This window comes from Delftia sp. UME58 (assembly GCF_014170385.1).
GTDB lineage: Bacteria > Pseudomonadota > Gammaproteobacteria > Burkholderiales > Burkholderiaceae_C > Comamonas > Comamonas acidovorans.
The window spans coordinates 53,996-79,075 of sequence record NZ_LZZV01000114.1; the positions used below are offsets into that span (position 1 = coordinate 53,996).

General features: G+C 67.6%; 26 protein-coding genes and 1 pseudogene. 15 read left to right on the top strand and 12 right to left on the bottom strand.

Features of this window, described 5'->3' with window-relative positions; all coding sequences use genetic code 11:
- The first annotated feature begins 40 nt into the window (after positions 1-40).
- The 3 genes from A9976_RS29665 to A9976_RS29675 all read left to right on the top strand — a co-directional run bounded on the left by A9976_RS29665 (position 41) and on the right by A9976_RS29675 (position 2,964).
- Positions 41-1,792: an alkaline phosphatase gene (locus tag A9976_RS29665; protein WP_183021934.1), complete on the top strand. Its 1,752-nt coding sequence runs from the start codon at positions 41-43 to the stop codon at positions 1,790-1,792.
- A 112-nt stretch (positions 1,793-1,904) separates the two neighbouring features.
- Positions 1,905-2,714, top strand: a complete 810-nt coding sequence (locus A9976_RS29670; protein ID WP_183021935.1) for a DUF2189 domain-containing protein — start codon at positions 1,905-1,907, stop codon at positions 2,712-2,714.
- A 64-nt stretch (positions 2,715-2,778) separates the two neighbouring features.
- Positions 2,779-2,964, top strand: coding sequence for a hypothetical protein (locus tag A9976_RS29675; RefSeq protein WP_183021936.1), 186 nt, complete (start codon positions 2,779-2,781; stop codon positions 2,962-2,964).
- 19 nt (positions 2,965-2,983) lie between these two features.
- On the opposite strand, the gene A9976_RS29680 is transcribed toward A9976_RS29675, so the two are convergent.
- The gene (locus A9976_RS29680; protein WP_183021937.1) at positions 2,984-3,649 is read right to left on the bottom strand and encodes an arylesterase; all 666 of its coding nucleotides are present in this window, start codon (positions 3,647-3,649) and stop codon (positions 2,984-2,986) included.
- Between the two features lie 16 nt (positions 3,650-3,665).
- Here A9976_RS29680 and A9976_RS29685 point away from each other — a divergent pair, with 16 nt between their 5' ends.
- Positions 3,666-4,376 (top strand): ABC transporter ATP-binding protein, encoded by a 711-nt coding sequence (locus A9976_RS29685; RefSeq protein WP_183021938.1) that lies wholly within the window; start codon positions 3,666-3,668, stop codon positions 4,374-4,376.
- 24 nt (positions 4,377-4,400) lie between these two features.
- On the opposite strand, the gene sstT is transcribed toward A9976_RS29685, so the two are convergent.
- Positions 4,401-5,624 carry a serine/threonine transporter SstT gene (sstT, locus tag A9976_RS29690; RefSeq protein ID WP_183021939.1) on the bottom strand — a complete coding sequence of 408 codons (1,224 nt, stop codon included), beginning with the start codon at positions 5,622-5,624 and terminating at the stop codon, positions 4,401-4,403.
- 217 nt (positions 5,625-5,841) lie between these two features.
- On the opposite strand from sstT, the gene rlmB reads away from it, so the two are divergent.
- A complete protein-coding gene (gene rlmB, locus A9976_RS29695; RefSeq protein ID WP_012205857.1) occupies positions 5,842-6,633 on the top strand; it encodes a 23S rRNA (guanosine(2251)-2'-O)-methyltransferase RlmB in 792 nt (263 codons plus the stop codon).
- On the opposite strand, the gene A9976_RS29700 is transcribed toward rlmB, so the two are convergent.
- The 5 genes from A9976_RS29700 to A9976_RS29720 all read right to left on the bottom strand — a co-directional run bounded on the left by A9976_RS29700 (position 6,630) and on the right by A9976_RS29720 (position 8,967).
- Complete coding sequence (locus tag A9976_RS29700; protein ID WP_183021940.1) at positions 6,630-7,031, bottom strand: DUF1428 domain-containing protein; 402 nt, start codon at positions 7,029-7,031, stop codon at positions 6,630-6,632. The two genes, rlmB and A9976_RS29700, sit on opposite strands and share 4 nt — an antisense overlap.
- A 25-nt stretch (positions 7,032-7,056) precedes the next feature.
- Positions 7,057-7,533 (bottom strand): SRPBCC family protein, encoded by a 477-nt coding sequence (locus tag A9976_RS29705; RefSeq protein ID WP_183021941.1) that lies wholly within the window; start codon positions 7,531-7,533, stop codon positions 7,057-7,059.
- 8 nt (positions 7,534-7,541) lie between these two features.
- Positions 7,542-7,925 carry a VOC family protein gene (locus tag A9976_RS29710; RefSeq protein ID WP_013802186.1) on the bottom strand — a complete coding sequence of 128 codons (384 nt, stop codon included), beginning with the start codon at positions 7,923-7,925 and terminating at the stop codon, positions 7,542-7,544.
- Between the two features lie 47 nt (positions 7,926-7,972).
- Positions 7,973-8,395: a VOC family protein gene (locus A9976_RS29715; RefSeq protein ID WP_034394280.1), complete on the bottom strand. Its 423-nt coding sequence runs from the start codon at positions 8,393-8,395 to the stop codon at positions 7,973-7,975.
- Positions 8,396-8,463: 68 nt separating this feature from the next.
- Positions 8,464-8,967, bottom strand: a complete 504-nt coding sequence (locus tag A9976_RS29720) for a VOC family protein (RefSeq protein WP_183021942.1) — start codon at positions 8,965-8,967, stop codon at positions 8,464-8,466.
- Positions 8,968-9,191: 224 nt separating this feature from the next.
- Between A9976_RS29720 and A9976_RS29725 the strand changes: the two genes are divergently transcribed.
- On the top strand, positions 9,192-9,830 hold the full coding sequence (locus tag A9976_RS29725; protein WP_183021943.1) for a TetR/AcrR family transcriptional regulator: 639 nt from the start codon (positions 9,192-9,194) through the stop codon (positions 9,828-9,830).
- A 56-nt stretch (positions 9,831-9,886) separates the two neighbouring features.
- A complete protein-coding gene (locus tag A9976_RS29730) occupies positions 9,887-10,666 on the top strand; it encodes an NAD-dependent deacylase (protein ID WP_259649365.1) in 780 nt (259 codons plus the stop codon).
- A 44-nt stretch (positions 10,667-10,710) separates the two neighbouring features.
- Here A9976_RS29730 and A9976_RS29735 read toward each other — a convergent pair whose 3' ends face one another.
- Genes A9976_RS29735 through A9976_RS29745 form a run of 3 tightly spaced genes read right to left on the bottom strand, consistent with a single transcriptional unit; the run spans position 10,711 to position 12,954 of the window.
- The gene (locus A9976_RS29735) at positions 10,711-11,691 is read right to left on the bottom strand and encodes an aldo/keto reductase (RefSeq protein ID WP_183021944.1); all 981 of its coding nucleotides are present in this window, start codon (positions 11,689-11,691) and stop codon (positions 10,711-10,713) included.
- A gap of 46 nt (positions 11,692-11,737) precedes the next feature.
- Positions 11,738-12,346: a chromate transporter gene (locus tag A9976_RS29740; RefSeq protein WP_183021945.1), complete on the bottom strand. Its 609-nt coding sequence runs from the start codon at positions 12,344-12,346 to the stop codon at positions 11,738-11,740.
- The gene (locus A9976_RS29745; protein WP_183021946.1) at positions 12,343-12,954 is read right to left on the bottom strand and encodes a chromate transporter; all 612 of its coding nucleotides are present in this window, start codon (positions 12,952-12,954) and stop codon (positions 12,343-12,345) included. Before A9976_RS29745 ends, A9976_RS29740 begins: the two co-directional genes overlap by 4 nt.
- Before the next feature lie 287 nt (positions 12,955-13,241).
- Between A9976_RS29745 and A9976_RS29750 the strand changes: the two genes are divergently transcribed.
- Positions 13,242-15,062 carry an ABC transporter ATP-binding protein/permease gene (locus A9976_RS29750; RefSeq protein ID WP_183021947.1) on the top strand — a complete coding sequence of 607 codons (1,821 nt, stop codon included), beginning with the start codon at positions 13,242-13,244 and terminating at the stop codon, positions 15,060-15,062.
- A 28-nt stretch (positions 15,063-15,090) separates the two neighbouring features.
- Here the strand turns inward: A9976_RS29750 and A9976_RS29755 are convergent, their stop codons facing one another.
- Complete coding sequence (locus tag A9976_RS29755; RefSeq protein WP_183021948.1) at positions 15,091-16,515, bottom strand: dihydrolipoyl dehydrogenase; 1,425 nt, start codon at positions 16,513-16,515, stop codon at positions 15,091-15,093.
- Between the two features lie 171 nt (positions 16,516-16,686).
- Between A9976_RS29755 and A9976_RS29760 the strand changes: the two are divergent.
- Positions 16,687-17,288: pseudogene (locus tag A9976_RS29760) on the top strand (peptidase dimerization domain-containing protein); the annotation flags it as partial.
- Between the two features lie 21 nt (positions 17,289-17,309).
- Here A9976_RS29760 and A9976_RS29765 read toward each other — a convergent pair.
- Positions 17,310-17,909: a YigZ family protein gene (locus A9976_RS29765; protein ID WP_183021949.1), complete on the bottom strand. Its 600-nt coding sequence runs from the start codon at positions 17,907-17,909 to the stop codon at positions 17,310-17,312.
- A 196-nt stretch (positions 17,910-18,105) separates the two neighbouring features.
- Between A9976_RS29765 and A9976_RS29770 the strand changes: the two genes are divergently transcribed.
- From A9976_RS29770 to A9976_RS29795, 6 genes are all read left to right on the top strand, one after another.
- Positions 18,106-18,276: a hypothetical protein gene (locus A9976_RS29770; RefSeq protein ID WP_012205835.1), complete on the top strand. Its 171-nt coding sequence runs from the start codon at positions 18,106-18,108 to the stop codon at positions 18,274-18,276.
- A 227-nt stretch (positions 18,277-18,503) separates the two neighbouring features.
- Positions 18,504-19,370: a helix-turn-helix transcriptional regulator gene (locus A9976_RS29775; protein ID WP_183021950.1), complete on the top strand. Its 867-nt coding sequence runs from the start codon at positions 18,504-18,506 to the stop codon at positions 19,368-19,370.
- 100 nt (positions 19,371-19,470) lie between these two features.
- Complete coding sequence (locus A9976_RS29780) at positions 19,471-21,213, top strand: FAD-dependent monooxygenase (protein ID WP_183021951.1); 1,743 nt, start codon at positions 19,471-19,473, stop codon at positions 21,211-21,213.
- Positions 21,210-21,449: a DUF2783 domain-containing protein gene (locus A9976_RS29785; RefSeq protein WP_183021952.1), complete on the top strand. Its 240-nt coding sequence runs from the start codon at positions 21,210-21,212 to the stop codon at positions 21,447-21,449. Before A9976_RS29780 ends, A9976_RS29785 begins: the two co-directional genes overlap by 4 nt.
- A 67-nt stretch (positions 21,450-21,516) precedes the next feature.
- Positions 21,517-22,509 (top strand): AraC family transcriptional regulator, encoded by a 993-nt coding sequence (locus A9976_RS29790; RefSeq protein WP_183021953.1) that lies wholly within the window; start codon positions 21,517-21,519, stop codon positions 22,507-22,509.
- A 75-nt stretch (positions 22,510-22,584) separates the two neighbouring features.
- On the top strand, positions 22,585-25,080 hold the full coding sequence (locus A9976_RS29795) for a YgiQ family radical SAM protein (RefSeq protein WP_183021954.1): 2,496 nt from the start codon (positions 22,585-22,587) through the stop codon (positions 25,078-25,080).

A 25,080-nucleotide genomic window follows, 5' to 3' on the forward strand; every position in this document is an offset into this window, starting at 1 on the left:
TTCATACCATCCCACGGGGGCCTCCAGGCCCTGGTCCAGCATGAAGCACAAAGAGAGCATCACCAATATCCTGCAGCACGCGAAGACCGCGTCCGATGGGTCCGGCATCGTGGCCAGCCGCCGCCATTTCGTGCGCGGCATGGGCGTCTCGGCGCTGGCCTTGCCACTGGCCGGCTGCGGCGGCTCCGATGGCGACAGCAGCATTCCCGTCGAGTTCCGCCACGGCGTGGCCAGCGGCGACCCGTTGAGCGACCGCGTCATCCTCTGGACCCGCGTGACGCCGCCCCAGGGCCATTCCAGCGACATCGAGGTGGAGTGGGAGCTGGCCTCGGACGCCGACTTCAAGACCATCGTGACCTCGGGCAAGGCCATGGCGCGCGCCACCCAGGACTTCACCTTCAAGGCCGACGCCACGGGCCTCAAGCCCGCCACGCGCTACCACTACCGCTTTCGCTGCCAGGGCATGACCAGCGCCACGGGCCGCACGCGCACCCTGCCCGTGGGCGCGGTGCAGCAGGTCAAGCTGGCCGTGTTCTCCTGTGCCAACTACCCGGCCGGCTACTTCAATGTCTACGCGCATGCGGCGCGCCAGGGCGACCTGGATGCCACCGTGCACCTGGGCGACTACATCTATGAATACGCACGCGGAGGCTATGCCAATGGCAAGGCCGAAGCCATGCAGCGCCAGAGCCTGCCTGCCAACGAAATCGTCAGCCTGGCCGACTACCGCCAGCGCCATGCCCAGTACAAGAGCGATGCCGACCTGCAGGCCCTGCATGCGGCGGCGCCCATGATCGCCGTCTGGGACGACCACGAAATCTCCAACGACACCTGGATGCACGGCGCCGAAAACCACCAGCCGGCCACCGAGGGCGATTTCGAACTGCGCAAGGTAGCGGCGCTCAAGGCCTACCACGAGTGGATGCCCACGCGCAACGCGCAGCCCGAGATCATCTACCGCAGCTTCGCCTTCGGCGACCTGCTGGCGCTGCACATGCTGGACACGCGTGTCATCGGCCGCGACGAACAGCTGGACTATGCCGACTACTTCACCGCCCAGGGCCTGGACGCGGCACGCTTCACCTCCGACATGGCCAATCCTGCGCGCCAGCTCATGGGCGCCACCCAGACCCAGTGGCTGGGCCAGCAACTGGCGGCCTCCCAGGCCACCTGGCAGGTGCTGGGCCAGCAGGTGCTGATGGGGCGCATGGAGCTGCCGGCCCCCTTGCTGATGGACATCCTCAGCCCCGGCAGCGGTGTCTCGCTGCCGGCCTACGCGGCGCTGCTGGCCAAGGCGCAGGCCAACCCGGCCAGCCTGACGGCGGCGGAAAAGGCCATCCTGGCCCAGCCCAGCATTCCCTACAACCTCGATGCATGGGACGGCTACGCCGTGGCACGCGAGACCGTGCTGGCCACGGCGCGCAGCCTGGGCAGGAACCTGGTCGTGCTGGCGGGCGACACCCACAATGCCTGGGCCAGCGAACTGCGTGACCGCAGCGGGCAGGCCGTGGGCGTGGAGTTCGCCACCTCGTCCGTCAGCTCGCCGGGTTTCGAGGAATACCTGTCGGGCCAGGACCCGGCCCAGCTGCGTGGCGCACTGCTGCAATTCATCTCCACGCTCAAGTACTGCGATACCTCGCGCCGTGGCTACATGATCGTCACGGCCACGCCGCAGGCCTGCCAGGCCGAGTGGATCTACGTGGACACCGTGTTCAGCCGCCAATACCAGGCTGTGCGCGATGCGGCCTGGAAGGTGCTGCCCGGCCAGCCGGGCAAGCTGGTCCAGGCCTGAGTGCAGACTGGGGTACAGACCTGCGGGTCCGGGCAGGCCTCGGTAGTTTCCGCCATGGCAGCGGTGCCATGGCTGCGATAACTTTGGACCCGCTGATCCAGGAGGTCCAGGCATGCAGGCATCCCCCGCTCGCGAGAAAGCTTCCGACAACCCGGCGGGCACGCTGCAGGTGCAGCTGCTGCGCATGGGCGACCCCTGGCACTGGCTGGCCCTGGGCTGGCGCGATCTGCGGCGTGCGCCCGGCGTGGCGCTGTTCTACGGCCTGTGCTTCTGGGCCATGGCCCTGCTGATCGGCTGGGTGTTCCGCGCCAGCCCGGAATACAGCATGGCCATGGCCAGCGGCTGCCTGCTCATCGGCCCCTTCCTGGCCATGGGCCTGTACGACACCAGCCGCAGGCTGGAGCGGGGCTTGCCGCCCCAACTGAGCAACTCGCTGACCTGCTGGGACACGCAGATGGGCAGCATGGGCATGCTGGTCATGGTGCTGCTGGTGCTGGAGATGCTCTGGGCGCGCGCCTCCATGGTGGTCTTTGCCGTGTTCTTCGATACCGGCATGCCCACCACGGCCGGCATGCTGCAGGCCGTGGCGCGGCCCGAGAACTGGGAATTCCTGGCCATCTACCTGCTGGTTGGCGGCGCATTCGCGGCCCTGGTGTTCGCCAGCATGGTGGTGGCGCTGCCGGCCATGCTGGATCGGGGCAGCGACGCGCTCACGGCCTGCATCACGAGCATGCGCGTGGTCGGCCTGAACCTGGTCGTCATGCTGCAGTGGGCCGCGATCATCACCGTGCTGGTGGCGGTTGCCCTGTGGTGGTACGGCGCGGGCCTGCTGCTGGTGGGGCCTTTGCTGGGCTGTGCCAGTTGGCATGCATACCGCTGCAGCGTGGGCGATTCTGCCGAAGCTGCATCCCCTCCATCCTGAGGTTTTCCTGGCAGGCCCCGTCTTGCGGCTACAGTGGGGCTTGCAACAACAGAGGAGTCCACCTGTGGCGACACCCAATTACGCCTATGAAAAACGCCAGCGCGAACTGGCGAAGAAGCAGAAAAAGCTTGAAAAGGAGAAGGCCAAGGCCGAAAGAAAGCCCGACGACCATGAGGGCGGCGGCATAGCGGCGGAGGACCAGGCCTCTCCCGCAGCGGCGCATCCCGGCGGGGAAGGCCGCAGCAACTGACAGCCTGCCTGCCCTGTGCTCAGGGCAGCAGCCGGCTGAGCTGGGGCCAGACGTTGTCCAGCATGCGCGGCTGGGCCTTGGCCGTGGGGTGGATGCGGTCGGCCTGGAACCACTGGGCCGAATCGGCCGCGTCACCGATGCCGGCCAGCAGGAAGGGCACCAGCGGCACCTTCTGCTCCTGCGCCACCTTGGCAAACAACTGCTCGAACTGGCGCGTATAGCCGTTGCCATAGTTGGGCGGCACCTGCATGCCCACCAGCAGCACCTTGGCTCCGGCATCCCGGGCCGCGCGGACCATGGCGTCCAGATTGCCCTGCGTGCTTTGCAGCGGCAGACCCCGCAGCGCATCGTTGCCACCCAATTCGATCACCACCACCGATGGCTTGTGCTGCTTGAGCAAGGCAGGCAGGCGAGAGCGGCCGCCCGAGGTGGTCTCGCCGCTCACGCTGGCATTGACAAGCGGCACATTCTTTTGGCTCTCCTGCAGGCGCTTTTGCAGCAGTGCCACCCATCCCGTGCCACGGGCCAGCCCGTACTCGGCACTCAGCGAGTCGCCCAGCACCAGCAGCGGGCCCGCCTCGGCTGCCCATGCAGGCGTGGCCGTCCAAGTACCCAGCAGGCCGAAGGCCAAGCCGGCCGATATAAAGTGGCGGCGTCGGCGCATTGCGCGCAGCTTGTCTTGCATCGTCTTCCCATCCTCCATGTCACAAAGCACTGCCCAGCCCCTGATCGAAGTCGAGCATGTCTTCAAGTCGGTCAGCGATTCGACCGGAACACTGGATATTCTGCGGGATATCGATCTGCGTTTTGCCGCAAGGGAAACCGTGGCCATCGTCGGTGCCTCGGGCTCGGGCAAAAGCACGCTGCTGTCCATTCTTGCCGGCCTGGATACGCCCACGCGCGGCACGGTGCGGCTGCAGGGCCAGGACATGTTCGCGCTGGATGAGGATGCACGCGCCGCCGTGCGCGCGCAAAAGCTGGGCTTTGTGTTCCAGAGCTTCCAGCTGCTGGGCAATCTGACGGCGCTGGAGAACGTGATGCTGCCGCTGGAGCTGGCGGGCAGCCGCGAGGCCCGCCGCCGCGCCACCGAGATGCTGGAGCGCGTGGGCCTGGGCCAGCGCCTGGGCCACTATCCCAAGCTGCTGTCGGGCGGCGAGCAGCAGCGCGTGGCGCTGGCCCGTGCCTTCGTGGTCGAGCCCGCCGTGCTGCTGGCCGACGAGCCCACGGGCAGCCTGGACTTTGCGACCGGCGAAACCATCATGGAGCTGATGTTCGCGCTCAACCGCGAGCGCGGGACCACCCTGGTCATGGTCACCCATGACCGCGCCATTGCTGCGCGCTGCGAGCGTCGCGTGACCATCGAGGCCGGCCGCGTCGCCCGCATCGAAGAGGGACAGGCGCTGGCGGCCTGATCGGACGCCGGCATGGGGTGAAGCTCAGGCCGCCACGGCCTCACGGCGCCCGGCTGCCTCGCAGGCAGCTGCCGTGAAGATCACGTCGGTCGAGGAGTTCAGCGCGGTTTCGGCCGAGTCCTGGATCACGCCGATGACAAAGCCCACGCCCACCACCTGCATGGCCAGATCGTTGGAGATGCCGAACAGGCTGCAGGCCAGCGGAATCAGCAGCAGCGAGCCGCCGGCCACGCCCGAGGCGCCGCAGGCGCAGACCGCGGACACCACGCACAGCAAGATGGCGGTCAGCAGATCGACCTCGATGCCCAGCGTATGGGCCGCAGCCAGCGAGAGCACGCTGATGGTGACGGCGGCGCCGGCCATGTTGATGGTCGCGCCCAGGGGGATGGAGACGCTGTAGGTGTCCTCATCCAGGCCCAGGCGCTTGGCCAGCGCCAGGTTCACCGGAATGTTGGCGGCCGAGCTGCGCGTGAAGAAGGCCGTTACCGCGCTCTCGCGCAGGCAGGTCAGCACCAGCGGATAGGGATTGCGGCGCGTCTGCGTCCAGACGATGAACGGATTGACCACCAGGGCCACGAAGAGCATGCAGCCCAGCAGCACGGCCAGCAGGTGCGCGTAGTCCAGCAGCTTTTCCAGGCCCGACTGGGCAAAGGTGCCGGCCACCAGGCCGAAGATACCCAGCGGCGCCAGACGGATCACGCCCTGGATCACGCGGGTGATGGCCTGGCCCAGGTCCTGCATCACGGTGCGCGTGGACTCCGAGGCATGGCGCAGGGCCATGCCCATGGCCAGTGCCCAGGCGAGGATGCCGATGTAGTTGGCATTCATCAGCGCACGCACGGGGTTGTCGAAGGCGCTTTGCACCAGGGCCATCAGCACTTCGCCAATGCGCCCGGGCGCGCCCTGGGCCGGGGCGGCATCCTTGAACTGGATGGTGGAAGGGAAGGCCATGCTGGCCGCCACGGCGACCACGGCCGCCGCAAAGGTGCCCAGCACATACAGCCACAGGATGGGGCGGATCTGCGTGGCCTGGCCAGGCCGGTGGTTGCTGGTGGCCGAGACCACCAGCAGCAGCACCAGCACGGGCGCCACGGCCTTGAGGGCGGAGATGAACAGCGTGCCCAGCAGGGACACGGACCGGGCGGCCTCGGGCCAGAGCCAGGCCAGCAGGCCGCCAGCGACCAGGCTGATGGCGATCTGGCCGACCAGACTGGTGCGGGCAAGCCGGGCGAAGAGGGCTTTGAGCATGATGGTTGGCAAAGAAAAGGAAAAAACCCAAGCGATGGAAAAATGCAAAGCGGCATGCCCGTGGCTACGGTGCATGCCGCAATGTGCAGGGCTGCTGGAAGGCGGCCAAGCCGCGCAGTGTAGCGGCTACGTAAAAACCACAGGAGCCGTTGCGCGCAGACGGGCTTCGCAAGGCGGGGACCGGGGCACCGCTCAATTGGCGGGATAATTGCGCCCCATGTCGTCCCCCAAAGTTCTCTTCGGCTTCCACGCCGTCGGCGTGCGCATGAAGACCGCGCCCCAATCCATCATCGAGGTCTACTACGAGGCCACGCGCCGCGATGCGCGCATGCGCCAGTTCCTCGACCGCGCCAAGTCGGCCGGCGTCCGGCTGATCGAGGCCGACGGCGAACGCCTTGCCAAGCTGGCCGGCAGCCATGGCCACCAGGGCGTGGCCGCTCGCGTGGAGGCGGTGGCCCAGGTGCATTCGCTGGACGAATTGCTGGAGCAGCTGGAGGCTGACGGCATCAGCAAGCCGCTGCTGCTGGTGCTGGACGGCGTGACCGATCCGCACAACCTGGGGGCCTGCCTGCGCGTGGCCGATGGCGCCGGCGCCCATGCGGTGATTGCGCCCAAGGACCATGCGGTGGGCGTGAACGCCACCGTGGCCAAGGTGGCCAGCGGCGCGGCCGAGACCGTTCCCTATTTCATGGTCACCAACCTGGCGCGCACGCTCAATGAGCTCAAGGAGCGCGACATCTGGATCATCGGCACCAGCGACGATGCGCCCAAGACCCTGTACGAGGTGGACCTCACGGGCCCCACCGCCCTGGTGCTGGGCGCCGAAGGCGACGGCATGCGCCAGCTCACGCGCAAGACCTGCGACGAGCTGATCGGCATCCCCATGATGGGCGCCGTCTCCAGCCTCAACGTGTCCGTGGCCAGCGGCGTGTGCCTGTACGAAGCGCTGCGCCAGCGCGGCCAGGGCACCACGCCTGCCGTGTCTGCCGCCCCGGCTGACCAGATCTAGGCCGGCGCGCCGCTGGCGCCCGCACTTGCACCCTCGCCCGTGCCCAGTTCCACCACGCTCTCGAAGCCGCCCCAGAACATGCGTTTGGCGTCGAAGGGCATGGTGGCCGGGTCCATGGAGGCAATGCGCGGGTCCTTCATGACGGCGGCATTGATGCGGTCGCGCTCCGCGCGCGACGCATAGATGATCCATGAGAAGAACACGATCTCGCCTTCCTTGAGCTGCACGGCCTGGGGAAACGAGGTCAGCTTGCCCATGGGCACGTCATCGCCCGCGCATTCCCAGTACTGCAGCGCGCCGTATTCCATCCATACCTGGCCGGCGGCATGCGCCACCTCGCGGTAGGCCTGCAGGTTGGCCCGGGGCACGGGCAGTACGAATCCGTCGATGTAGTGCATGGCTCTCTCCTGGTGAAATCCGGCTTCAGAGCCGGGTCGCGAGTTCGGCCAGCTGGTCCGTGCACTGGCCCCAGCCGGTGTGAAAACCCATGGCTTCATGCCGGGCGCGGTCGGCAGCGCTCCAATGGCGCACCCGGGCGGTATAGCGGGTCTGGCCGCCTTCGGGGTCGAAACTGACGATGCCCGTCATGAAGGGCTTGTCGGCAGGCACCCAGCCTTGGGTGAAGGCGTCGGTGAAGACCAGGCGGCGATTGGGAATGACTTCCAGATAGACGCCGCTGCCGGGCATCTCCTGGCCTTCAGGGCTGCGCATGACGATGAGGCTGTGGCCGCCGGGCCGCACATCGTTGTCCACGCGGGATACGCTCCAGGGGCTGGGCGCGAACCATTGCTGGATCAGCGCGGGTTCGGTCCAGCAGCGGTAGAGCCTGTCGGCGGGAATGTCCAGCAGGCGCGTGAGCACCAGGTCGTTGGCGTGATCGGGAAGGTCTTGTGCTGTCATGGCGCTCCTCATTGCATGGAATGCAGGCCGATTCGGTTGCCCTCGGTGTCCACCACGACGGCGCAGTGCCCGTGGGGGCCTATGGAGAATTTGGCCTGCTCGATGCGCCCGCCTGCGGCCTCGACGCGGCCCTGTTCGATGGCACAGTCCTCGCAGCCGAAATAGACCAGGGTGCCGCCGCCGCCGGAAGGTGCGCCGTCCATCCGCACCAGCATTCCGCCCGCGCCGGGGCCTGTCATGTCCATCGGAAAGGACAGCATCTCCTGGCTGTCGGAGCCATCTGGCGCCGGCAGATGCTCCAGCTTTCCCTGGAAGACGGTTTCATAGAACCGGCGCGCACGCGCCATGTCCTGCACATGGATCTCGAACCAGACGACGGGATTGGCGTTCATGAAGACTCCTTCTTGGGTGACAGAGGCAATGTGTCGGCCGGCCTTGTTCAGGCCTCGCCCTTGACGTTGACCATCCAGGGTGTGTTGAAGCGGTCCGTCACCATGCCAAAGCCCGGCGACCAGAACGTGGCCTGGAAGGGCATGGTCACCTTGCCGCCTTCGGCCAGCGCGTTGAAGATGCGGCCGCCTTCGGTGGCATCGTCCACGCCGATCGAGATCCACATGCCCTGGGCCTGCTGGTAGCCTCCGCCACCGCAGTTGTCGGTGGCGTCCGAGGCCATCAGCGCCTGGTCCTTGATCTGCAGGTGGGCATGCATGATGAGCCCCTTGGCGGAATCGGGCATCTGCTCCATGCCCGGTGTCTCGCCGAAGGTGCTCTGGTGCACGATGGTGCCGCCGAACAGCCTGGCGTAGAAGGCAAAGGCTTCGGCGCAGTTGCCGTTGAAGTTCAGATAGGGGATGAATTGCATGGAACGCTCCTGAAGCGGATGGTGGCGAGGGGAGGGGGAGAGGAGTGGGAGGATGGGCGCAGGAGGCCTCAGTGGCCGTCATGTGCGCGCTCAAGAGCGGCGATGTCCAGCTTTTGCATGCCCAGCAGGGCCTGCATCACGCGCTGGGCGGCGGCCATGTCGGGGCCCCCCATCCAGCCCGCCATCTGGGCCGGGACGATTTGCCACGACAGGCCATGGCGGTCCTTGAGCCAGCCGCATTGACGCGCCGCCGGGTCGCCGTCCTCGGACAGGGCGCCCCAGTAGTGGTCTATCTCGTCCTGCGTATCGCAACTGACCATCAGCGAGACGGCCTCGTTGAAGCGGAACATCGGGCCGCCGTTGAGCGCCAGAAAGGGCTGGCCGTCCAGCTCGAATTGCACTGTCATCACGCTGCCGGCTGGCCTGCCGTGGATGTCGTGGCCGGCTTCGCCATAGCGGGCAATGGCCGTGATGCGGGAATCGGGAAAGACTTCCGTATAGAAGCGCGCCGCCTGCTCGCCCTGGTTGTCAAACCAGAGGCAGGGCTGGATGCGGCCGGTGTGCAAAGCCATGCTTGTCTCCTTGGTGACGGTGAAAACCGCTTTTTGCCGTTCGATGCCGGCTTTTTATCGATTTCTGCCCGGCGTGTGTACGCCGTTCACATATGCTAGGGACTAAAATGGACGCTGTCCACATCAGGTGCTGTCAGCTTCGGTGTCAAGCTGTAAATCGGCGGGGCAGGGCTGTCGTCCCTTGCGTTTGACGTGGTCATGCAGAAAAAAAAGGAACCAAAACAGTGACGCAGCGACGTGTCAGGCGTGAGTCATACCACCACGGCGACCTGCGCCAGGCCCTTGTCGAGGCTGGCCTGGCGCTGGCGCGTGAAGGTGGTCCCCAGGCCATCGTGCTGCGCGAGGCCACGCGGCGGGCGGGCGTGGCGCCGAATGCGGCCTATCGTCACTTTGCCAATCGCCAGGCCTTGTTTGACGCGGTGCGCGCTGCCGCGCTGGGCGCGCTGGCCGTGGCCATCGAGGCCGAAATGGCCCAGGCCCGTGCCTTGCCCGATGCGCTGCTGCGCTCGCGCGCCTTGCTGGCTGCCGTGGGCCGGGGCTACTTGGGCTTTGCCCAGACGGAGACCGGCTGGTTCCGCACGGCCTTTGCCTCCGTCGAGTACGACGTGGACCTGCCGCCCGACAACACGCGTGCGGCGGCCATGGGCCTGAACCCGTTCGAGCTGCTGGGCTACGCGCTGGACAGCATGGCCGAGGCCGGCGTGCTGCCGCCCGAGCGCCGGCCCCAGGCCGAGTTCCTGGCCTGGTCGGCCGTGCATGGCATGGCCTTGCTGGTGATCGATGGCCCACTGCGCCGTGCCACGCCCGAGCAGCGGCGGGCGCTGGCGCTGCGCCTGCTGGAGATGGTGGAAAAAGGCATTTGATGCGCCCTGGTGCGGCACTGCCGCACAATGGCCTGCTTTTTTTCCTTCGCCCTCCGATGCCCGACGAACCTTCCCCCACTGCGCTGCCTTCTACCGCTACTGAACTGCCCGGCCAGGGCGAGCTGCGCGAGCGCATTGCAGGTGCAGCGCACATGGCCGTGCTCACGGGCGCAGGCGTCAGTGCCGAATCCGGCGTGCCCACGTTCCGCGATGACAAGAACAGCTACTGGGCACAGTTCAACCCGCAGGACATGGCCAGCGAGGCGGGCTTTCGCGCCCACCCACGGCGCGTGTGGCAGTGGTATGCGCACCGGCGCGAGGCCGTGGCGGCAGTGCAGCCCAATGCAGGCCACCATGCGCTGGCGCAGTGGGCCTTGCAGCGCCCGGGCCGCATGACCCTGGTCACGCAGAACGTGGATGGCCTGCACCAGCGCGCGGGCAGCCCCGGCGTGCTGTGCCTGCATGGCGAGTTGATGCGCGACCGCTGGCTGGAGCGGCCCCGCGCCTGCTGCGACCTGGCCGGGCAGAACCCTGGCGAGCCTCCGCAATGCCCTGTTTGCGGCAACCTGGTGCGCCCGGGCGTGGTCTGGTTCGGCGAGTCCCTGCCCATGGGCGTATGGCAGGCCGCCGAGGCTGCCGTGCAGCGCTGCGATGTGCTGCTGGTGGTCGGCACCTCGGGCGCCGTGTATCCGGCCGCGGGGCTGGCTCGGATGGCGCGCCAGGCCGGCGCGCACGTGGCCGTCATCAACCCGGCACCTTCCGAGCTGGATGACGCAGCGCACCAGTGCCTGCGCGGCCCATCGGCCCGGATCCTGCCCGCGCTGCTGGCGGGCTGAGAGGCCCCGGGCCAGGGCGGGCAGGCTGCCCTGGCCTGCGCAGGTCAGTCCCTTGCGCCTTCTTCCTGACTGGCCTGGTTGAGCTCGGCCACGTCCTGAGCCGACAGCTGCAGGCGCGTGGCCTGCACCAGTTGCTGCAACTGGGCCAGCGAGGTCGCGCTTGCTATGGGCGAGGTCACAAACGGGCGCTGCATCTGCCAGGCCAGTGCCACGCACGCGGGCTGGCTGTCCAGGCGCGCGGCCACTGTGTCCAGGGCTTGCACAATGCGCAGGCCGCGTGGATTCAGGTAGGTGGCCACGGTCTTGCCACCGCGCGCACTCTTGGCTGCGTCTTCGCTGCTGCGGTACTTGCCTGTCAGAAAACCCGCCGCCAGCGCATAGAAGTTGATGATGCCCACCTGCTCGGCCGCGCACAGCGGCGCCAGATCGCGCTCCAGCACGGCGCGGTCGTACAGGTTGTACAGCGGCTGCAGGCTTTCGTAGCGCGGCAGGCCCAACTCGGCGCTGGTGCGCAGGGCCTCGGCCAGGCGCGGTGCACTGTGATTGGAGGCGCCAATGGCCCGCACCTTGCCTGCGGCAATCAGGTCGGCAAAGGCGCCCAGGGTGTCGGCCAGCGACACGTTGGCGTCATCGTCATGCGACTGGTACAGGTCGATGTAGTCCGTCTGCAGGCGCTGCAGCGAGGCATCCACGGCCTGGCGTATGTACTCGGGGCGCAGGCCCACCCGGCCCTCGCCCATGTCCTTGCCGACCTTGGTGGCCAGCACGATGTCGGCGCGCCGTCCGCTGCGCTTGAGCCATTTGCCGATCACGGACTCGGACTCGCCGCCCGCATGGCCCAGCGCCCAGCGCGAGTACACGTCGGCCGTGTCGATGAAGTTCATGCCGGCATCCAGCCAGGCGTCGAGCAGCGAGAACGACGTGGCCTCGTCCACGGTCCAGCCGAAGACATTGCCGCCAAAGCACAGCGGCGAGACCTGCAGGCCGCTGCGGCCCAGGGAACGAAGGGAAGGGGCTTGCGCCATGTACGGCTCCTTTTGACGAAAAAACCAGGGTAGTCCTCAGGACCTCTCAGATCCAGCCCAGCGCACCCAGCAACGCGCCCGCGCCCAGCAGCCACAGCAGGTGGATGCGCGTGCGCCACACCAGCAGGGCGCAGGCCAGGGTCAGCAGCCACAGGCGCCAGTCCTGGGCGGGGCGGCCGCTGGCGCTGCCCAGCAGCCAGCCCGTGGCCAGCAGCAGCCCGATGACCAGCGGCCCCATGCCCTGCTTGAAGGCACGCACGCCGCGCCGGTTCTTGTTGCGCTGGCCCCAGCGCGAGGCCTGCCAGGCCAGCAGGGAGCTGGGCAGCAGGATGCCGACCATGCAAATGGTCACGCCCAGCGCGCCAAAGGCCCATGCCAGCGGCCCGGTGCCCCCACCCGCATTCAGGCCCAGGTTCCAGCCCAGCAGGGCGATGAACAGCACATTGGGCCCGGGCGCTGCCTGGGCGATGGCGATGGAACTGCTGAACTGCGCCTCGCTGAGCCAGCCGTGGCCATCGACCAGGAAGCGGTGCATGTCGGGCGCCGTGGCAATGGCGCCGCCCACGGCCATCAGCGACAGCGTCAGGAAATACAGCAGCAACTGCAGCCAGTCGGCGGGCTGCAGGTTCAGGGCGATCTGGTGGGCGGCGTTCATGGGGCGAGCTTTCTCCAGGTCAGCACGCAGCCGGCACCGCCGACCACCAGCAGCACCCAGGCCAGCGGCACGCGCAGCACGGCCATGGCAATGAACGAGGCCAGCGCCAGGGCCGCGCTGCACCAGCGCCCCAGCGGGTGGCGGCTCAGCGTGCTGGTCAGCTTCAGCCCCATGCCCGCCACCAGGCCGGCCGCGACGGCACCCATGCCGCGCAGCGCCCCGGCCATGGCGGGGTGGCCGGCCAGCTGCGAATAGATCACGGTCAGCGTCAGCACCAGCAGCATGGGAAAGCACAGCATCCCGCACACGGCCACCACGGCGCCACGCCAGCCGAAGTAGCGCTCGCCAATGGTGATGGACAGGTTGACCACATTGGGCCCGGGCATGATCTGGGCCACGGCCCAGTCCTCCACGAACTCGTCGTTGGTCAGCCAGCGCTTTTTCTCGACCAGCTCGCGCTGCACCACGGCCAGCACGCCGCCAAAGCCCTGCAGGGCCAGCCAGGTGAAGGACCAGAACAGGTCGCGCAGGTTGGCGGGGGCAGGGCGCTGGGCAGGCGCATCGGCGGTGTCGTGTGGCGGGGAAGCCGGTGGCGGCGATGCGGGCATGTTCTGGCTTGTGTCTGGGCCGCCCGGGGCAGGGCCCGGGGACGGCATCGCTGTTGTCATGGGGTGGAACCGTGCGGGCCGATCCTGTCTCCGTGCGTGCCGCAGGGGCGGCACGCACGGCATATTAATCCTGCGCAGTGGCCTTGTCGGCAGCGGCCCCATCGGCAACGGCGATGGGGGCATTGCAAGCGCAGATGGCTTGCCGCCTGCGCGTGCCATGCCCTGTCCGCCGGCGTGCCTGAACAGGAGTAGATTCTTCCCACCCACAAAAACCAAGGATCTCCGACATGGACATGGATTGGAGCAAGGCGCTGCAGGAAAGCCTGGCCTGGCTGGCGGCGGCCTCAGTGATCACCGTCGTGGCCTTCGCGGCCGTGGCGCTGCTGCTGGTTCGATTCACCCGCTGGGGTCGGCAGTTCTGGCAGCTGGCCGGCCCGTTCCTGCACCCCAGAAACAGCTGGTGGCCGCTTCTGGTGTTCACCCTGCTGCTGGTGCTGGCCTTGATCTCGGTGCGCATGAACGTGCTGTTCTCCTATTGGTACAACGGCTTCTACAGCGCGCTGCAGGAGCTGGACCAGAAAGGCTTCTGGCGATTCCTGGGCATCTTCGCGGTGCTGGCCACCATCCATGTGATGCGCGAGCTGTTCAACTACTACGTGAACCAGGCGTTCCGCATCCGCTGGCGGGTCTGGCTCAATGAGCGCTTGACCACCGACTGGATGCGCGGCGATGCCTACTACCGCAGCCATTTCCTGGACGAGCCGGTGGACAACCCCGACCAGCGCATCGAGCTGGATGTGAACACCTTTGTCTCGAACTCGCTGACCCTGGCGCTGGGTGCCGTCAGCGCCGTCGTCTCGCTGGTGGCCTTCACGGGCATTCTCTGGGGGCTGTCCGCGCCCATTGCCGTGGCGGGCGTGGAGGTTCCGCGGGCCATGGTCTTTGCGGTCTACGTCTACGTGATCATCGCCACGCTGATCGCCTTTCGCCTGGGCCAGCCGCTGATCCGGCTGAACTTCCTGAACGAGAGGCTGACCGCCAACTTCCGCTACGCCCTGGTGCGCGTGCGCGAATACGCGGAGAACATCGCCTTCTACCAGGGTGCGGGCATCGAGCGCAACACGCTTTTGACGCGCTTCTCTGCATTGATCGCCAATGTCTGGGCCCTGGTCTACCGCAGCCTGAAGTTCGACGGCTTCAACCTCACCGTCAACCAGGTAGCCGTGGTCTTTCCATTTTTGCTGCAGGCACCGCGCTTTTTCAGCGGTGCCATCAAGCTCGGCGACGTCATGCAGACCTCGCAGGCCTTTGGCCAGGTGCAGGATGCGCTGTCCTTCTTCCGCACCTCCTACGACACCTTTGCCCAGTACCGCGCTGCCCTGGACCGCCTGTGCGGCTTTCTGGATGCCAATGCCCAGACCCGCGAACTGCCCCAGGTGGTCCACCGGGAGCAGCCCGGCGCCCTGGACATCGAGGGCCTGCAGGTCAGCCGCCCGGACGGCCACCACCTGCTCAACGGCCTGCAACTGACGCTCCTGCCCGGCCAGGCGCTGCTGATCAAGGGCCCCTCGGGCAGCGGCAAGACCACCTTGCTGCGGTCCATTGCCGGCCTGTGGCCGCACGCCGAAGGCACGGTGGGCCGCCCGGGCGGCCACCAGGCGCTGTTCCTGTCGCAGCGCCCGTATCTGCCGCTGGGCGACCTGCGCACGGCCATTGCCTATCCCATGGACGCCTCGCCGAAGGACGACGGCCGCCTTCAGCAGGCGCTGCGTCAGGTCAGCCTGGCCCATCTGGCCGACAAGCTCGATGTCAACCAGGACTGGTCCCGCATCCTGTCGATTGGCGAGCAGCAGCGCCTGGCCTTTGCCCGCGTGCTGTTCAATCGGCCCGCCATCGTCTTTCTCGATGAATCCACCTCGGCCATGGATGAGGGCCTGGAGCATGCGCTGTACACGCTGCTGCGCGAGCAGATGCGCTCGACCATGCTGGTGAGCGTGGGCCACCGCAGCACGCTGGCGGGTTTCCATACCCACGCGCTGGCGGTCGATGGCAATGGCGGGTGGGCGCTGTCGGAAGGAAGTGCACCGCAAAGCGCGCCTCGGGCTTGATCCGCGTGCGGCCCTGTGCCGCGCGCGATCAATCATCCATGGGCAAGGGGCCGCAGTTGCCCAGGTCGGACGGCGGCTGCTCGGGCAACTGGCGTACCGCATCGCGCAGGGCGGTGCGCAGGCCCTCTTCGAGCACGGGGTGGTAGAAGGGCGCACGCAGCAACTCGTGCAAGGTCAGCTGCTGCTGCACGGCCAGGGCCAGCAGATGGGCCAGATGCTCGCCGCCCGGCGCGCACATTTCCGCGCCCAGCAGCAGGCCGCTGGCCGGGTCCGCATAGACATGGAGGAGGCCCGCGTTGCGCTGCGCAGCGCGTGCACGCCCCTGGTGTGCGAAATCCACCCGGCCCACCACGAAGTCCTGCCCCAGCAGCGCTTTCATGGGCTGGCCCACGACGGCCGCGTTGGGCGAGCTGAAGACGATGGACAGCGGCGCGCGCCGCTCAAAGCAGGCCAAGTTCTCTGCCATGGCGTTGGTGCCGGCGATATGGCCTTCGTCCACGGCCTCGTGCAGCAAGGGGCGGTCGCCGTTGGCGTCGCCAGCCAGGAACAGCGGCAGCTCGCCGACCTGCAGTGTCTCGCGGCTCACGGGCGGCTGCCCATGCTCGTCCAGCTCAAGCCCCAGCGTCTCCAGCCCCAGGCCTTCCAGCTGCGGGCGCCGGCCCATGGCGGCCACCACGTGGTCCACGACGATGCGGGTGTCGCCTGCACGCACGACGATGCTGCTGTCCGGGCCCTTGCTCAACTGCACTTCATGGTCGGTGATCACCGTCATCTCTTTCTCAAGCAGATGCCGCAATGCGTCGGTGACATTCGGGTCGGACAGGCCCGCCAGCTTCGGGCCGCGTCCCAGTGCGGTGACCTCCAGTCCCAGCCGCGCCAGCGCCTGTGCAATCTCCACGCCCAGCGGACCCAGGCCGACGACGGCCACGCGCGGGCCCAGTGTCTTGCGTTCGAACAAGGTGTCGGTGGTCAGGATGCGCTTGCCAAAGCGCTTCCATTCCTCCGGCACCACGGGGCTGGAGCCTGGAGCGAGGATGAGCTTGCGCGCAGCCAGCACCTTGCCGTTGACCTCGATGCGATTGGCCGCCAGCAGCCGGGCACGCCCGTCAACGGCCCGCCAGCCCAGGCCCTCCGTAGCCTCGATCGTGCTCGCCACGAACTCGTCGCGCAGCTTGCGCACGCGGCGCAGCACGGCGGGCAGGTCCAGCTGCAGTCCGCTCGCGCCGCGTATGCCGAAGGCCTCGAAGTGATGGCGGGCATGGAAGGCGTTGGCCGCCTCGATCAGCAACTTGGACGGCATGCAGCCTACCCGCGCGCAGGTCGTGCCCCAGGGGCCGTCGTTGACGATGGCGAAATGCTCAGTGTGCTTGCGCACCTCGCGCAGAGCCGACAGTCCGGCCGAGCCGGCGCCGACGATGATGACGTCCAGAGCGGTGGTGGGTGGGTTTTTCATGCGGTCATTCCTTTGATCGCGGTCCCCTGAAGGGCGCCGTTTCCATGCCCGGCCTAGTCTGCATTTGCCCGCTGCGGGTGTGCGTAGGTCAATCCCCGAAATCGCCGGCCCGCCGTCCGCAGCGTTTGCACCAGGTCGCAGCGGGTGACTCGCGCCTCCCATCGACTCTTCCATCAGCCCCCGCAAGGTGGCCAGCGCCGGTGCCTCGCTGCGCTGGCGCAGCGTGACCAGGCCGAAGCGCGCTACGCCAAGCTCACCCTCACCGGCGTGGGAGGGCACGGTGCCATGCCGCACGGCAGAACCCATCGTGGCGGCCGCCAGCATCGTCGTGGCCTTGCAGGCCATCGGTTCGCGCAACATGGATCCGCTGCAATGGGCGGTGGTGACCGTGGGAGCCATCCACGCAGGCAGGGCCGACAACGTGATTGCCCACAGTGCCGTGCTGGAGTTGAGCGTGCGTGCGTCGGATGCCGCCGTGCGCAGGCGGCTGCAGCAGCGCATTCGCGATCTGGCGAGTGTGCAGGCCGAGGGCTTCGGCGCGCAGGCGCAACTCGACTGGCCGCCCGGCTATGCCGTGTTGGTCAGCACGCCCAGGGAGACGGACTTCGCGCGCCAGATCGCGCTGGAGCTGCTGGGTCCGGAACATGTCACGCTGCAGGCGCAATGGCGAGGCAAGCGAGCAAGGCGCCTGCATGGTGCACAACCCGGGCTATGTCTTCAACGACGACAACATCGTCGTGGCCGCCGCCCATTGGGTGCTGCTGGCTGGTTGAACTGCTTCAGCCCGGCGTATTTCATTCGCCATGGTGGATTTCCATCCACCCCACGCGCCCCTGGCCACCGTCATTGAGGCGGCCTACAAAACCTTCGGCCTGCGACTGCGGCAGGCGCAGATCGAACTGCACCAGCGAGCCATGCTCGACCTGGATCAGTTCGGCGCCTGCCGCATCGATCTCGCGGCGCACCAGGCCTTCCAGCGCATAGGGCACGGCGCAGCGCAGCGATTGCATGCGCTGCAGTGTCACTTTCTCGGCGGTCAGCAGGGCCTGGGCCACGGCATCGGTGTAGGCGCGCACCAGGCCGCCCGCACCCAGCTTGACGCCGCCGAAATAGCGCACCACGGTGGCCAGCACGCCTTCCAGGTCCTGGTGGCGCAGCACGTCCAGCATGGGGCGGCCTGCCGTGCCGCTGGGCTCGCCGTCATCGACGGCAGCCGACTGGCCGCCTGCCAGCAGAGCCCAGCAGACATGGGCGGCGCCGGGGTGCTCGCGCCATAGCGCATCGACCACCGCCTGGGCGCTGGCGCGATCGGCCATGGGCTGCACGCAACCGATGAAGCGGCTTTTCTTGATGATGAGTTCGCTGTGCGCGGGCGCGCGGAGTGTCTGTGGCATGGAGGCCGGCAAGCTTACCCTATCGTCCCTGGGCCCGGGTTTGGTGCATGGATTCATTACGCCTTTATTACGAAGCGCTACACATTTGTGAGCATGCGTACCTTGTGTTATTTCAGCTTCAGAGGGTTGCATCCAGGTTTGTCCTACAGAAATCGTGAAGGATTCGCAGTAAGCTTTCTGTCAAGGAGGCGCAACCATGAACACCCCACCTTCCCGCGATCCCGTTCTCACCGAACACACCTTTGGCCGCGATCATTTCAGTCCCCCGCCCATGGCGCTGGAGCAAGCTGGTCAGGACCATGAAGCCGCTGGCGGCGGCATTCCTCTGGATCTGGACCAGCGCATACGCAACGTCGGCGAATGGTGATGGCAGGTGCCGCCTGGCCAAGGGCCTGCAGCGGCATCAGTGCTGTCAGTGCTGTCAGGTCCGGCTGGACCGTGCAGCGGCCCGCCGACAGGCGGTGACCATCAAGCGAACAGGCCGCGAACCAGGCGCAGCAGGCTCTTGCCTCGCTGCGCTGGATTTATCATTTCCACATACCCACCCAGGCCGGCTGCGCAAAGCGCCGGCCTTTTTGCATTCCTGCAGGAACCATGAGCATTGATACCGGCCGCAGCCATTGGCTGCTGGCGCCTGCCTCCGCCAGCGACGCCAGCCTGCCCGTGCCCCTGGGCGATGTGACGGCGCTGCTGGAGCAGGTGGGCCGCTCCAGCGGCAGTAGCGACGAGGTGGCCGGGCAGTTGCTGCATTTGCTGGGCCGGCACGTGCCGCTGGCGCAGTGCACCATCTTCTCGTTCCAGGGCCGATCGCGGCCGCGCATCGTGGGTTTTGGCGACCGGGCACGCACGGGGGCGCTGCCCATGATTTCGCAGGACTACAGCAAGCGCTTCTATCCGCTCGATGGCGCACAGCGCGTGATGCAGGCCGAGCTTGCGCGGCAGCAGCGCGACCCCCAGGCTCCCGCGCGCGTCTGGCTGCATCGCCAGCGCCCTGGCGATGTCAGCCATCCCGAATACCGCCATGTCTGCTACGGGTTGCCGCGCCTGGTGGAACGGCTCTCGCTGCTGACCCTGCAGCCTGGCGCACGGTGGCTGGCGGTGAACCTGTACCGGGGCGAGGAGCACGGCTGCCTTGATGCGCAGTCCATTGCACGCATCGAAGCCTTTGTGCCCCTGGTCATGCAGGCCATGCGCCTGCACTATGCGGGCCAGGCGCTGCAGGACGATTTGGCGGGGTTGGTGCTGGCGCGCCTGGCCGGGCGCTTTTCCCATCTCACGCAGCGTGATCTCGACGTGGTGCGCTGCGTGATCGAGGGGCTTGATGCCGAGCGGCTGGCGCAGCGCCTGGGCATCACCGTGTCCAGCGCGCGAACCTATCTCAAGCGGGTCTGCGCCAAACTGGGCGTGCAGGGGCAGCGTGAGCTGTTTGCCTTGTTGATGGCGCCCGAGGCGCTGTCCTGAGCCCAGGGGCAGGCGTCTCGGTATGTCCCCATCCGGGGACATCGCCATGGCCGGTGCTGCCTACACTGCGCCCTGAACAAGACGCACGACGGAGACCCCCATGCACCAGCCCCATGCCCAGCCCAGGCAGTCCATCTACTACCGGTACCAGGTGCATCGGCCCTGGCTGCCATCGGAGCATCCGGGGGTGCAGCGGCACCCTGTCGTCATCGTCGGAACGGGGCCGGTAGGCCTGACCACGGCACTGGAGCTGGCGCGCCACGGGCAGCGATGCGTGCTGCTGGAGTCCGAGCTGCAGGTATCCGAAGGCAGCCGCGCCATCGTCTTCACACGCCGCTCCATGGAGATCCTCCAGCAGGTGGGCGTGGCCGGGCGGGTCAACGACAGCGGGCTGCCATGGCGCTTTGGCAACTCCTTCTACCGGGGCCAGCGCGTGTTTCGCATGGAGGCACCGCACAGCGAGGACGACCGCTTCTTCCCCATGACCAACCTGCAGCAGCAGTTCCTGGAGGAGTACCTGGTCGATGCCGTGCTGGCCCATCCGCTGATCGAGTTGCGCTGGGGCAACCGCGTGGAGCGGGTGGAGCAGGCTGGCGAAGGCGCGGCTGCAAAAGCGCGGCTGCAGGTGGACACGCCCGAGGGGCCGTACGCGCTGGAAGCCGACTGGCTGGTCGCCGCCGATGGCGCACGCTCGGGCATACGCACGGCCATGGGCCTGGTCATGGAAGGGGCGTCGTACGAAGGCCGCTTCGTGATTGCCGACATCCGCATCGACCTGCCGCTGCCCACCGAGCGACTGGCCTTCTTCGATCCGGTGTGGAACCCCGGCAACACCATCCTCATGCACCGCGAGCCGCACGGCATCTGGCGCGTGGACTACCAGTTGCCTGCGGGCGAAGATCCGCAGCAGGCACTGCAGCCCGAATCGCTCAAGGCGCGCATCGACGCGCAACTGGAGATGATCGGCTTTGGCGGCACCCCCTGGGAGATGGACTGGAGCTCGGTCTACTCGGCACGCGCGCTGACCTTGCCGGACTATGTGCACGGCCGCGTGGTCTTCACGGGCGATGCGGCCCACCTGCTGCCCATCTTCGGGGTGCGCGGCGCCAACACCGGTTTCCAGGACGCCCAGGCCCTGGCCTGGCGCCTGGCCCTGGTGGCGCGCGGCGTGGCGCCGGCCCGGTTGCTGGACAGCTACAGCAGCGAGCGCGTGGGCGCGGCGCGCGAGATTGTCGAAGAGGCCGGCAAGAGCACGCGCTTCATGGCGCCGCCTTCGCGCGGCTTTCGGCTGCTGCGCGATGCCGTGCTGTCGCTGTCGCTCACCCAGGCCTTCGTGCGCCCGCTGTACCACTGGCGTACATCACGCCCCCATGAGTACGCCTGCTCGCCCCTCAACAGCAGGGACGACGACAACCATTTGTTCAAGGGCGGCCCCGCCCATGGCGCGCCGCCGCAGAACGTGTGCCTGGCGCCGGACGACTATTTGCTGGACCACCTGGGCGGCGGCTTCGACCTGCTGTATTTCACCGATGGCTCGGCCGTGCCGCCCGCGTTGAGCGAGGTTGCCCGCGTGGTGCGCGGCCGCGGCGTGGGCCTGCGCATCGTGGCCATCTCCAGCCAGGCGGAGCCGGAGCCGCAGCCAGTTCAGGGCGCCGACCTGACCCTTTCCGATGGTCAGGGCCGCTGCCGCGAACGCCATGGCGTGCCTGCCGATCCACCTTCTGGCGCCGCCTACCTGCTGCGGCCCGACCAGCATGTCTGCGCACGCTGGCTGGCGCTGGATGCACGGCGCCTGCAATCCGCACTCGACAACGCCACCTGCACGCAAGGAGCCCAGGCATGAGCCAAGCACCCACATCGCCCGACACGCTTGAATCGCCCGGCACCCTGGATATCGCCGGTCTGGAGGCCGTCTACGACCAACTGGCCACGGCCATTGATGCGGCAGGCCCGCAGCAATCCGAGCTGTTTCTGGTCAAGCTGGCGCTGCTGGCAGCCGAGCGGCTGGGCAGCGCCCAGCAGTTCTCCGAGCTGGTGCAGGCGGCGCAGCAGGATCTCCAGCCTAGGGTAAACCGCTAGCCCTGCGGGGTGGTTGCGTGGCCGGCGCTGGCTAACATCGGCCCGGAATCAAGGATGCCACGACCCCATGGATGTGCTGAGCGAAGTTCTCGATATTTGCCGGTCAGAGCGCGCCGTGACGGCGCGTTTTGCGCTGACCGCGCCGTGGAGCCTGAAGTCCACCGGCGTCACGGGCGCCATGATCCGCATGGCGCGCGGCGCGCCTTACTGGATACAGGTGGAGGGCATGCAGCCGCTGCGGGTCGAGCCCGGCGATCTGGTCATGCTGCCCATGGGTGCGGCACATGTGGTGGCCTCGGATCTGGGCATGGCCTGCGAGCTGTTCTCGCGGCTGATCTCCCGCCATGCCGAAGGCCCGCAGGACGAGAATCCGCTGGTCTTCAGCCATGGCGGCGGGGGCGAGGCGACCGACATGTTTTCGGCCCTGCTGTGGTTTTCAGCCTATTGCCGGCATTCGGTATTCCGCATCCTGCCGCCGCTGATCCACATCCGCGCAAGCGATCTGCCGCTGGCCGATTGCCTGGCCACCACCATGCAGTCGCTCACGCTGGAGACCCTGGCTCGGCGCCCGGGCTGGCGCCTGTCGGCCGCGCGCATGGGCGAGCTTTTGCTGGTCAACATCCTGCGCGAGCACCTGGCGCGCGAGGCTGCCGTGGGTGAAGGCTGGCTGCGAGGCCTGGGCGATGCCTGCATTGCCCGTGCCATTGTCTGCATGCACCGTGAGCCGCAGCGCAGTTGGAGCGTGGAGACGCTGGCGGCCGAGGCCGGCATGTCGCGCACCCGCTTCAGCATGCGCTTCAAGCAGCTGGTGGGCGCCACGCCCATCGGCTACCTGACGGCGCACCGCATGGCGCTGGCCGCCCAGCAGATGGAGGCCGGCGGGCTGTCATCGGCCCGCATTGCGGAGAATGCGGGCTACGACTCTCCCAAGGTGTTTGCGCGGGCCTTCCGCCGCTGGTCCGGGCATACGCCCAAGGCCTATCTGGCGCAGGAGGCCGCGAAGAGGTCGGGCTGGCAGCAGCAGGAGGGCCATATCAGAGGGCTGGAGCAAGACCCTTAGCCAGCAGGGTTGACTGCTGAAACGTACACTGGCCGGTTCCTTCCGCACAGGCTCCCAGAAGCCGAACCGCCCATCATGAACGCCCCCGTTGACGTTTCCTTTTTCCATCGCGCTGCCAAGCCGCTGACCAGCTACCGACCGTACTGGGCCAAGCGCTTCGGCACGGCCCCGTTCCTGCCGATGAGCCGGGCCGAGATGGACCAGCTTGGCTGGGACAGCTGCGACGTGATCCTGGTGACGGGCGATGCCTATGTGGATCACCCCAGCTTCGGCATGTCGGTGATCGGCCGGGTGCTGGAGGCGCAGGGCTTTCGCGTGGGCATCATCGCCCAGCCCGACTGGCAGAGCGCCGAGGCCTTCAAGGCCCTGGGCCGTCCCAACCTGTTCTGGGGCGTGACGGCGGGCAACATGGATTCGATGATCAACCGCTACACGGCCGATCGCAAGATCCGCTCCGACGATGCCTACACGCCGGGCGACGTGGGCGGCAAGCGCCCCGACCGCGCGGCCATTGTCTACAGCCAGCGCTGCCGTGAGGCATACAAGGACGTGCCCATCGTGCTCGGCGGCATCGAGGGCAGCCTGCGCCGCATCGCCCACTACGACTACTGGAGCGACAAGGTGCGCCGCTCCATCGTGGTGGACAGCAAGTGCGACATCCTGCTGTACGGCAACGCCGAACGCGCCCTGGTCGAGGTGGCCCACCGCCTGGCCGCGCGCGAGCCGGTGGAAAGCATTACCGATGTGCGCGGCACGGCCTTCTTCCGCCGCGAGTCGGAAGCGGGCTGGTTCGAGCTGGACTCCTCCGTGGTGGACGAGCCCGGCGTGGTCGAGCCCCACATCAACCCCTACATGACCACCAGCGAGCAGGCCGAGGCCCAGGGCCAGTCCTGCTCCAAGGAAGAGGGTGATGCCGCCGCGAAGCCGGACGGTGCCTCGGTCGCCGCCGTTCAGACCATCCAGTTCGTACCCAATCCGTCGCTGCGCGGCAAGGGCAAGCAGCCGCCGCGCGACAAGACCGTGCTGCGCCTGCCCAGCTACGAGCAGGTCAAGGCCGATCCCATCCTCTACGCTCACGCCAACCGCGTGCTGCACCTGGAGACCAACCCCGGCAATGCACGTGCCCTGGTCCAGGCCCACGGCGAGGGCGTGACCGCGCGCGATGTGTGGCTGAACCCGCCCCCCATCCCGCTGACCACGGCCGAGATGGACTGGGTCTTCGGCCTGCCCTATGCGCGCAGCCCCCATCCCAGCTATGCCGACGCCAGCGGCAGCCATGAGGGCGAGACCAAGATCCCCGCCTGGGAGATGATCCGCACCTCGGTCAACATCATGCGTGGCTGCTTCGGCGGCTGCACCTTCTGCTCCATCACCGAGCATGAGGGCCGCATCATCCAGAGCCGTTCCGAGGAGTCCATCATCCAGGAGGTCGAGGACATCCGCGACAAGGTCAAGGGCTTCACCGGCACCATCTCCGACCTGGGGGGCCCTACGGCCAACATGTACCGCCTGGGCTGCAAGAGCCCCGAGATCGAGGCCGCCTGCCGCAAGCCCAGCTGCGTGTTCCCGGGCATCTGCCAGAACCTGCACACCGACCACGCTCCGCTGGTCAAGATCTACCGCCGCGCGCGCAATCTGCCGGGCATCAAGAAGATCCTGATCGGCTCGGGCCTGCGCTACGACCTGGCCGTGAAGTCGCCCGAGTACGTCAAGGAACTGGTCCAGCACCATGTGGGCGGCTACCTGAAGATCGCGCCCGAGCACACCGAGTCCGGGCCGCTGACCAAGATGATGAAGCCGGGCATAGGCAGCTATGACCGCTTCAAGCAGATGTTCGAGCAGTTCAGCGAGGAAGCGGGCAAGAAGCAGTACCTGATTCCGTACTTCATCGCGGCCCACCCGGGCACCAGCGACGAGGACATGATGAACCTCGCCATCTGGCTGAAGAAGAACGGCTTTCGCGCCGACCAGGTGCAGACCTTCTATCCCAGCCCCATGGCCACGGCCACGGCCATGTACCACTCGGGCCGCAACACGCTGACCAAGGTGCGCCGCGAGATGCGCGACGTGAACGAGGAGTCGGTGGACATCGTGCGCGGTGAAAAGCGCCGGCGCCTGCACAAGGCCTTTCTGCGCTACCACGATCCCAACAACTGGCCGCTGTTGCGCGAGGCCCTGAAGGCCATGGGCCGTGCCGACCTCATCGGCAACGGCAAGCAGCACCTGATCCCCACCTTCCAGCCCCTGGTCGATGGCGGCTACCAGAGCGCGCGCCGCAAGAACAGCACCCAGGGCACGGGCGTGGCCGCGCGTGCCGTGGTATCCCAGCAAGGCAAGGCCTACGCCCTCAACAAGGCCGGCGGCAAGAATGCCGGGCCGGGCAAGGTGCTGGCAGAGTCGCGCGAGCCTGCGGGCGATGTGCGTTTCCGTTCCAGTCAGCCCCAGCCGGGCCGCATGCTGACCCAGCACACGGGTCTGCCGCCGCGACCCGGTGTGGGCGGTCCTTCCCGTTCTGCGGGCGCTGCCGGTTCGGGCCGCAAGGCGGCGCCGGGCGGTCGCAAGCCGCGCTGA

Bases quoted from the DNA above. Each gene is read 5' to 3' on its own strand.
- A9976_RS29665 (WP_183021934.1), top strand. From the start codon at position 41: ATGAAGCACAAAGAGAGCATCACCAATATCCTGCAGCACGCGAAGACC.
- A9976_RS29670 (WP_183021935.1), top strand. From the start codon at position 1,905: ATGCAGGCATCCCCCGCTCGCGAGAAAGCTTCCGACAACCCGGCGGGC.
- A9976_RS29680 (WP_183021937.1), bottom strand. From the start codon at position 3,649: ATGCAAGACAAGCTGCGCGCAATGCGCCGACGCCGCCACTTTATATCG.
- A9976_RS29685 (WP_183021938.1), top strand. From the start codon at position 3,666: ATGTCACAAAGCACTGCCCAGCCCCTGATCGAAGTCGAGCATGTCTTC.
- sstT (WP_183021939.1), bottom strand. From the start codon at position 5,624: ATGCTCAAAGCCCTCTTCGCCCGGCTTGCCCGCACCAGTCTGGTCGGC.
- rlmB (WP_012205857.1), top strand. From the start codon at position 5,842: ATGTCGTCCCCCAAAGTTCTCTTCGGCTTCCACGCCGTCGGCGTGCGC.
- A9976_RS29700 (WP_183021940.1), bottom strand. From the start codon at position 7,031: ATGCACTACATCGACGGATTCGTACTGCCCGTGCCCCGGGCCAACCTG.
- A9976_RS29705 (WP_183021941.1), bottom strand. From the start codon at position 7,533: ATGACAGCACAAGACCTTCCCGATCACGCCAACGACCTGGTGCTCACG.
- A9976_RS29710 (WP_013802186.1), bottom strand. From the start codon at position 7,925: ATGAACGCCAATCCCGTCGTCTGGTTCGAGATCCATGTGCAGGACATG.
- A9976_RS29715 (WP_034394280.1), bottom strand. From the start codon at position 8,395: ATGCAATTCATCCCCTATCTGAACTTCAACGGCAACTGCGCCGAAGCC.
- A9976_RS29720 (WP_183021942.1), bottom strand. From the start codon at position 8,967: ATGGCTTTGCACACCGGCCGCATCCAGCCCTGCCTCTGGTTTGACAAC.
- A9976_RS29730 (WP_259649365.1), top strand. From the start codon at position 9,887: ATGCCCGACGAACCTTCCCCCACTGCGCTGCCTTCTACCGCTACTGAA.
- A9976_RS29735 (WP_183021944.1), bottom strand. From the start codon at position 11,691: ATGGCGCAAGCCCCTTCCCTTCGTTCCCTGGGCCGCAGCGGCCTGCAG.
- A9976_RS29740 (WP_183021945.1), bottom strand. From the start codon at position 12,346: ATGAACGCCGCCCACCAGATCGCCCTGAACCTGCAGCCCGCCGACTGG.
- A9976_RS29745 (WP_183021946.1), bottom strand. From the start codon at position 12,954: ATGCCCGCATCGCCGCCACCGGCTTCCCCGCCACACGACACCGCCGAT.
- A9976_RS29750 (WP_183021947.1), top strand. From the start codon at position 13,242: ATGGACATGGATTGGAGCAAGGCGCTGCAGGAAAGCCTGGCCTGGCTG.
- A9976_RS29755 (WP_183021948.1), bottom strand. From the start codon at position 16,515: ATGAAAAACCCACCCACCACCGCTCTGGACGTCATCATCGTCGGCGCC.
- A9976_RS29765 (WP_183021949.1), bottom strand. From the start codon at position 17,909: ATGCCACAGACACTCCGCGCGCCCGCGCACAGCGAACTCATCATCAAG.
- A9976_RS29770 (WP_012205835.1), top strand. From the start codon at position 18,106: ATGAACACCCCACCTTCCCGCGATCCCGTTCTCACCGAACACACCTTT.
- A9976_RS29775 (WP_183021950.1), top strand. From the start codon at position 18,504: ATGAGCATTGATACCGGCCGCAGCCATTGGCTGCTGGCGCCTGCCTCC.
- A9976_RS29780 (WP_183021951.1), top strand. From the start codon at position 19,471: ATGCACCAGCCCCATGCCCAGCCCAGGCAGTCCATCTACTACCGGTAC.
- A9976_RS29785 (WP_183021952.1), top strand. From the start codon at position 21,210: ATGAGCCAAGCACCCACATCGCCCGACACGCTTGAATCGCCCGGCACC.
- A9976_RS29790 (WP_183021953.1), top strand. From the start codon at position 21,517: ATGGATGTGCTGAGCGAAGTTCTCGATATTTGCCGGTCAGAGCGCGCC.
- A9976_RS29795 (WP_183021954.1), top strand. From the start codon at position 22,585: ATGAACGCCCCCGTTGACGTTTCCTTTTTCCATCGCGCTGCCAAGCCG.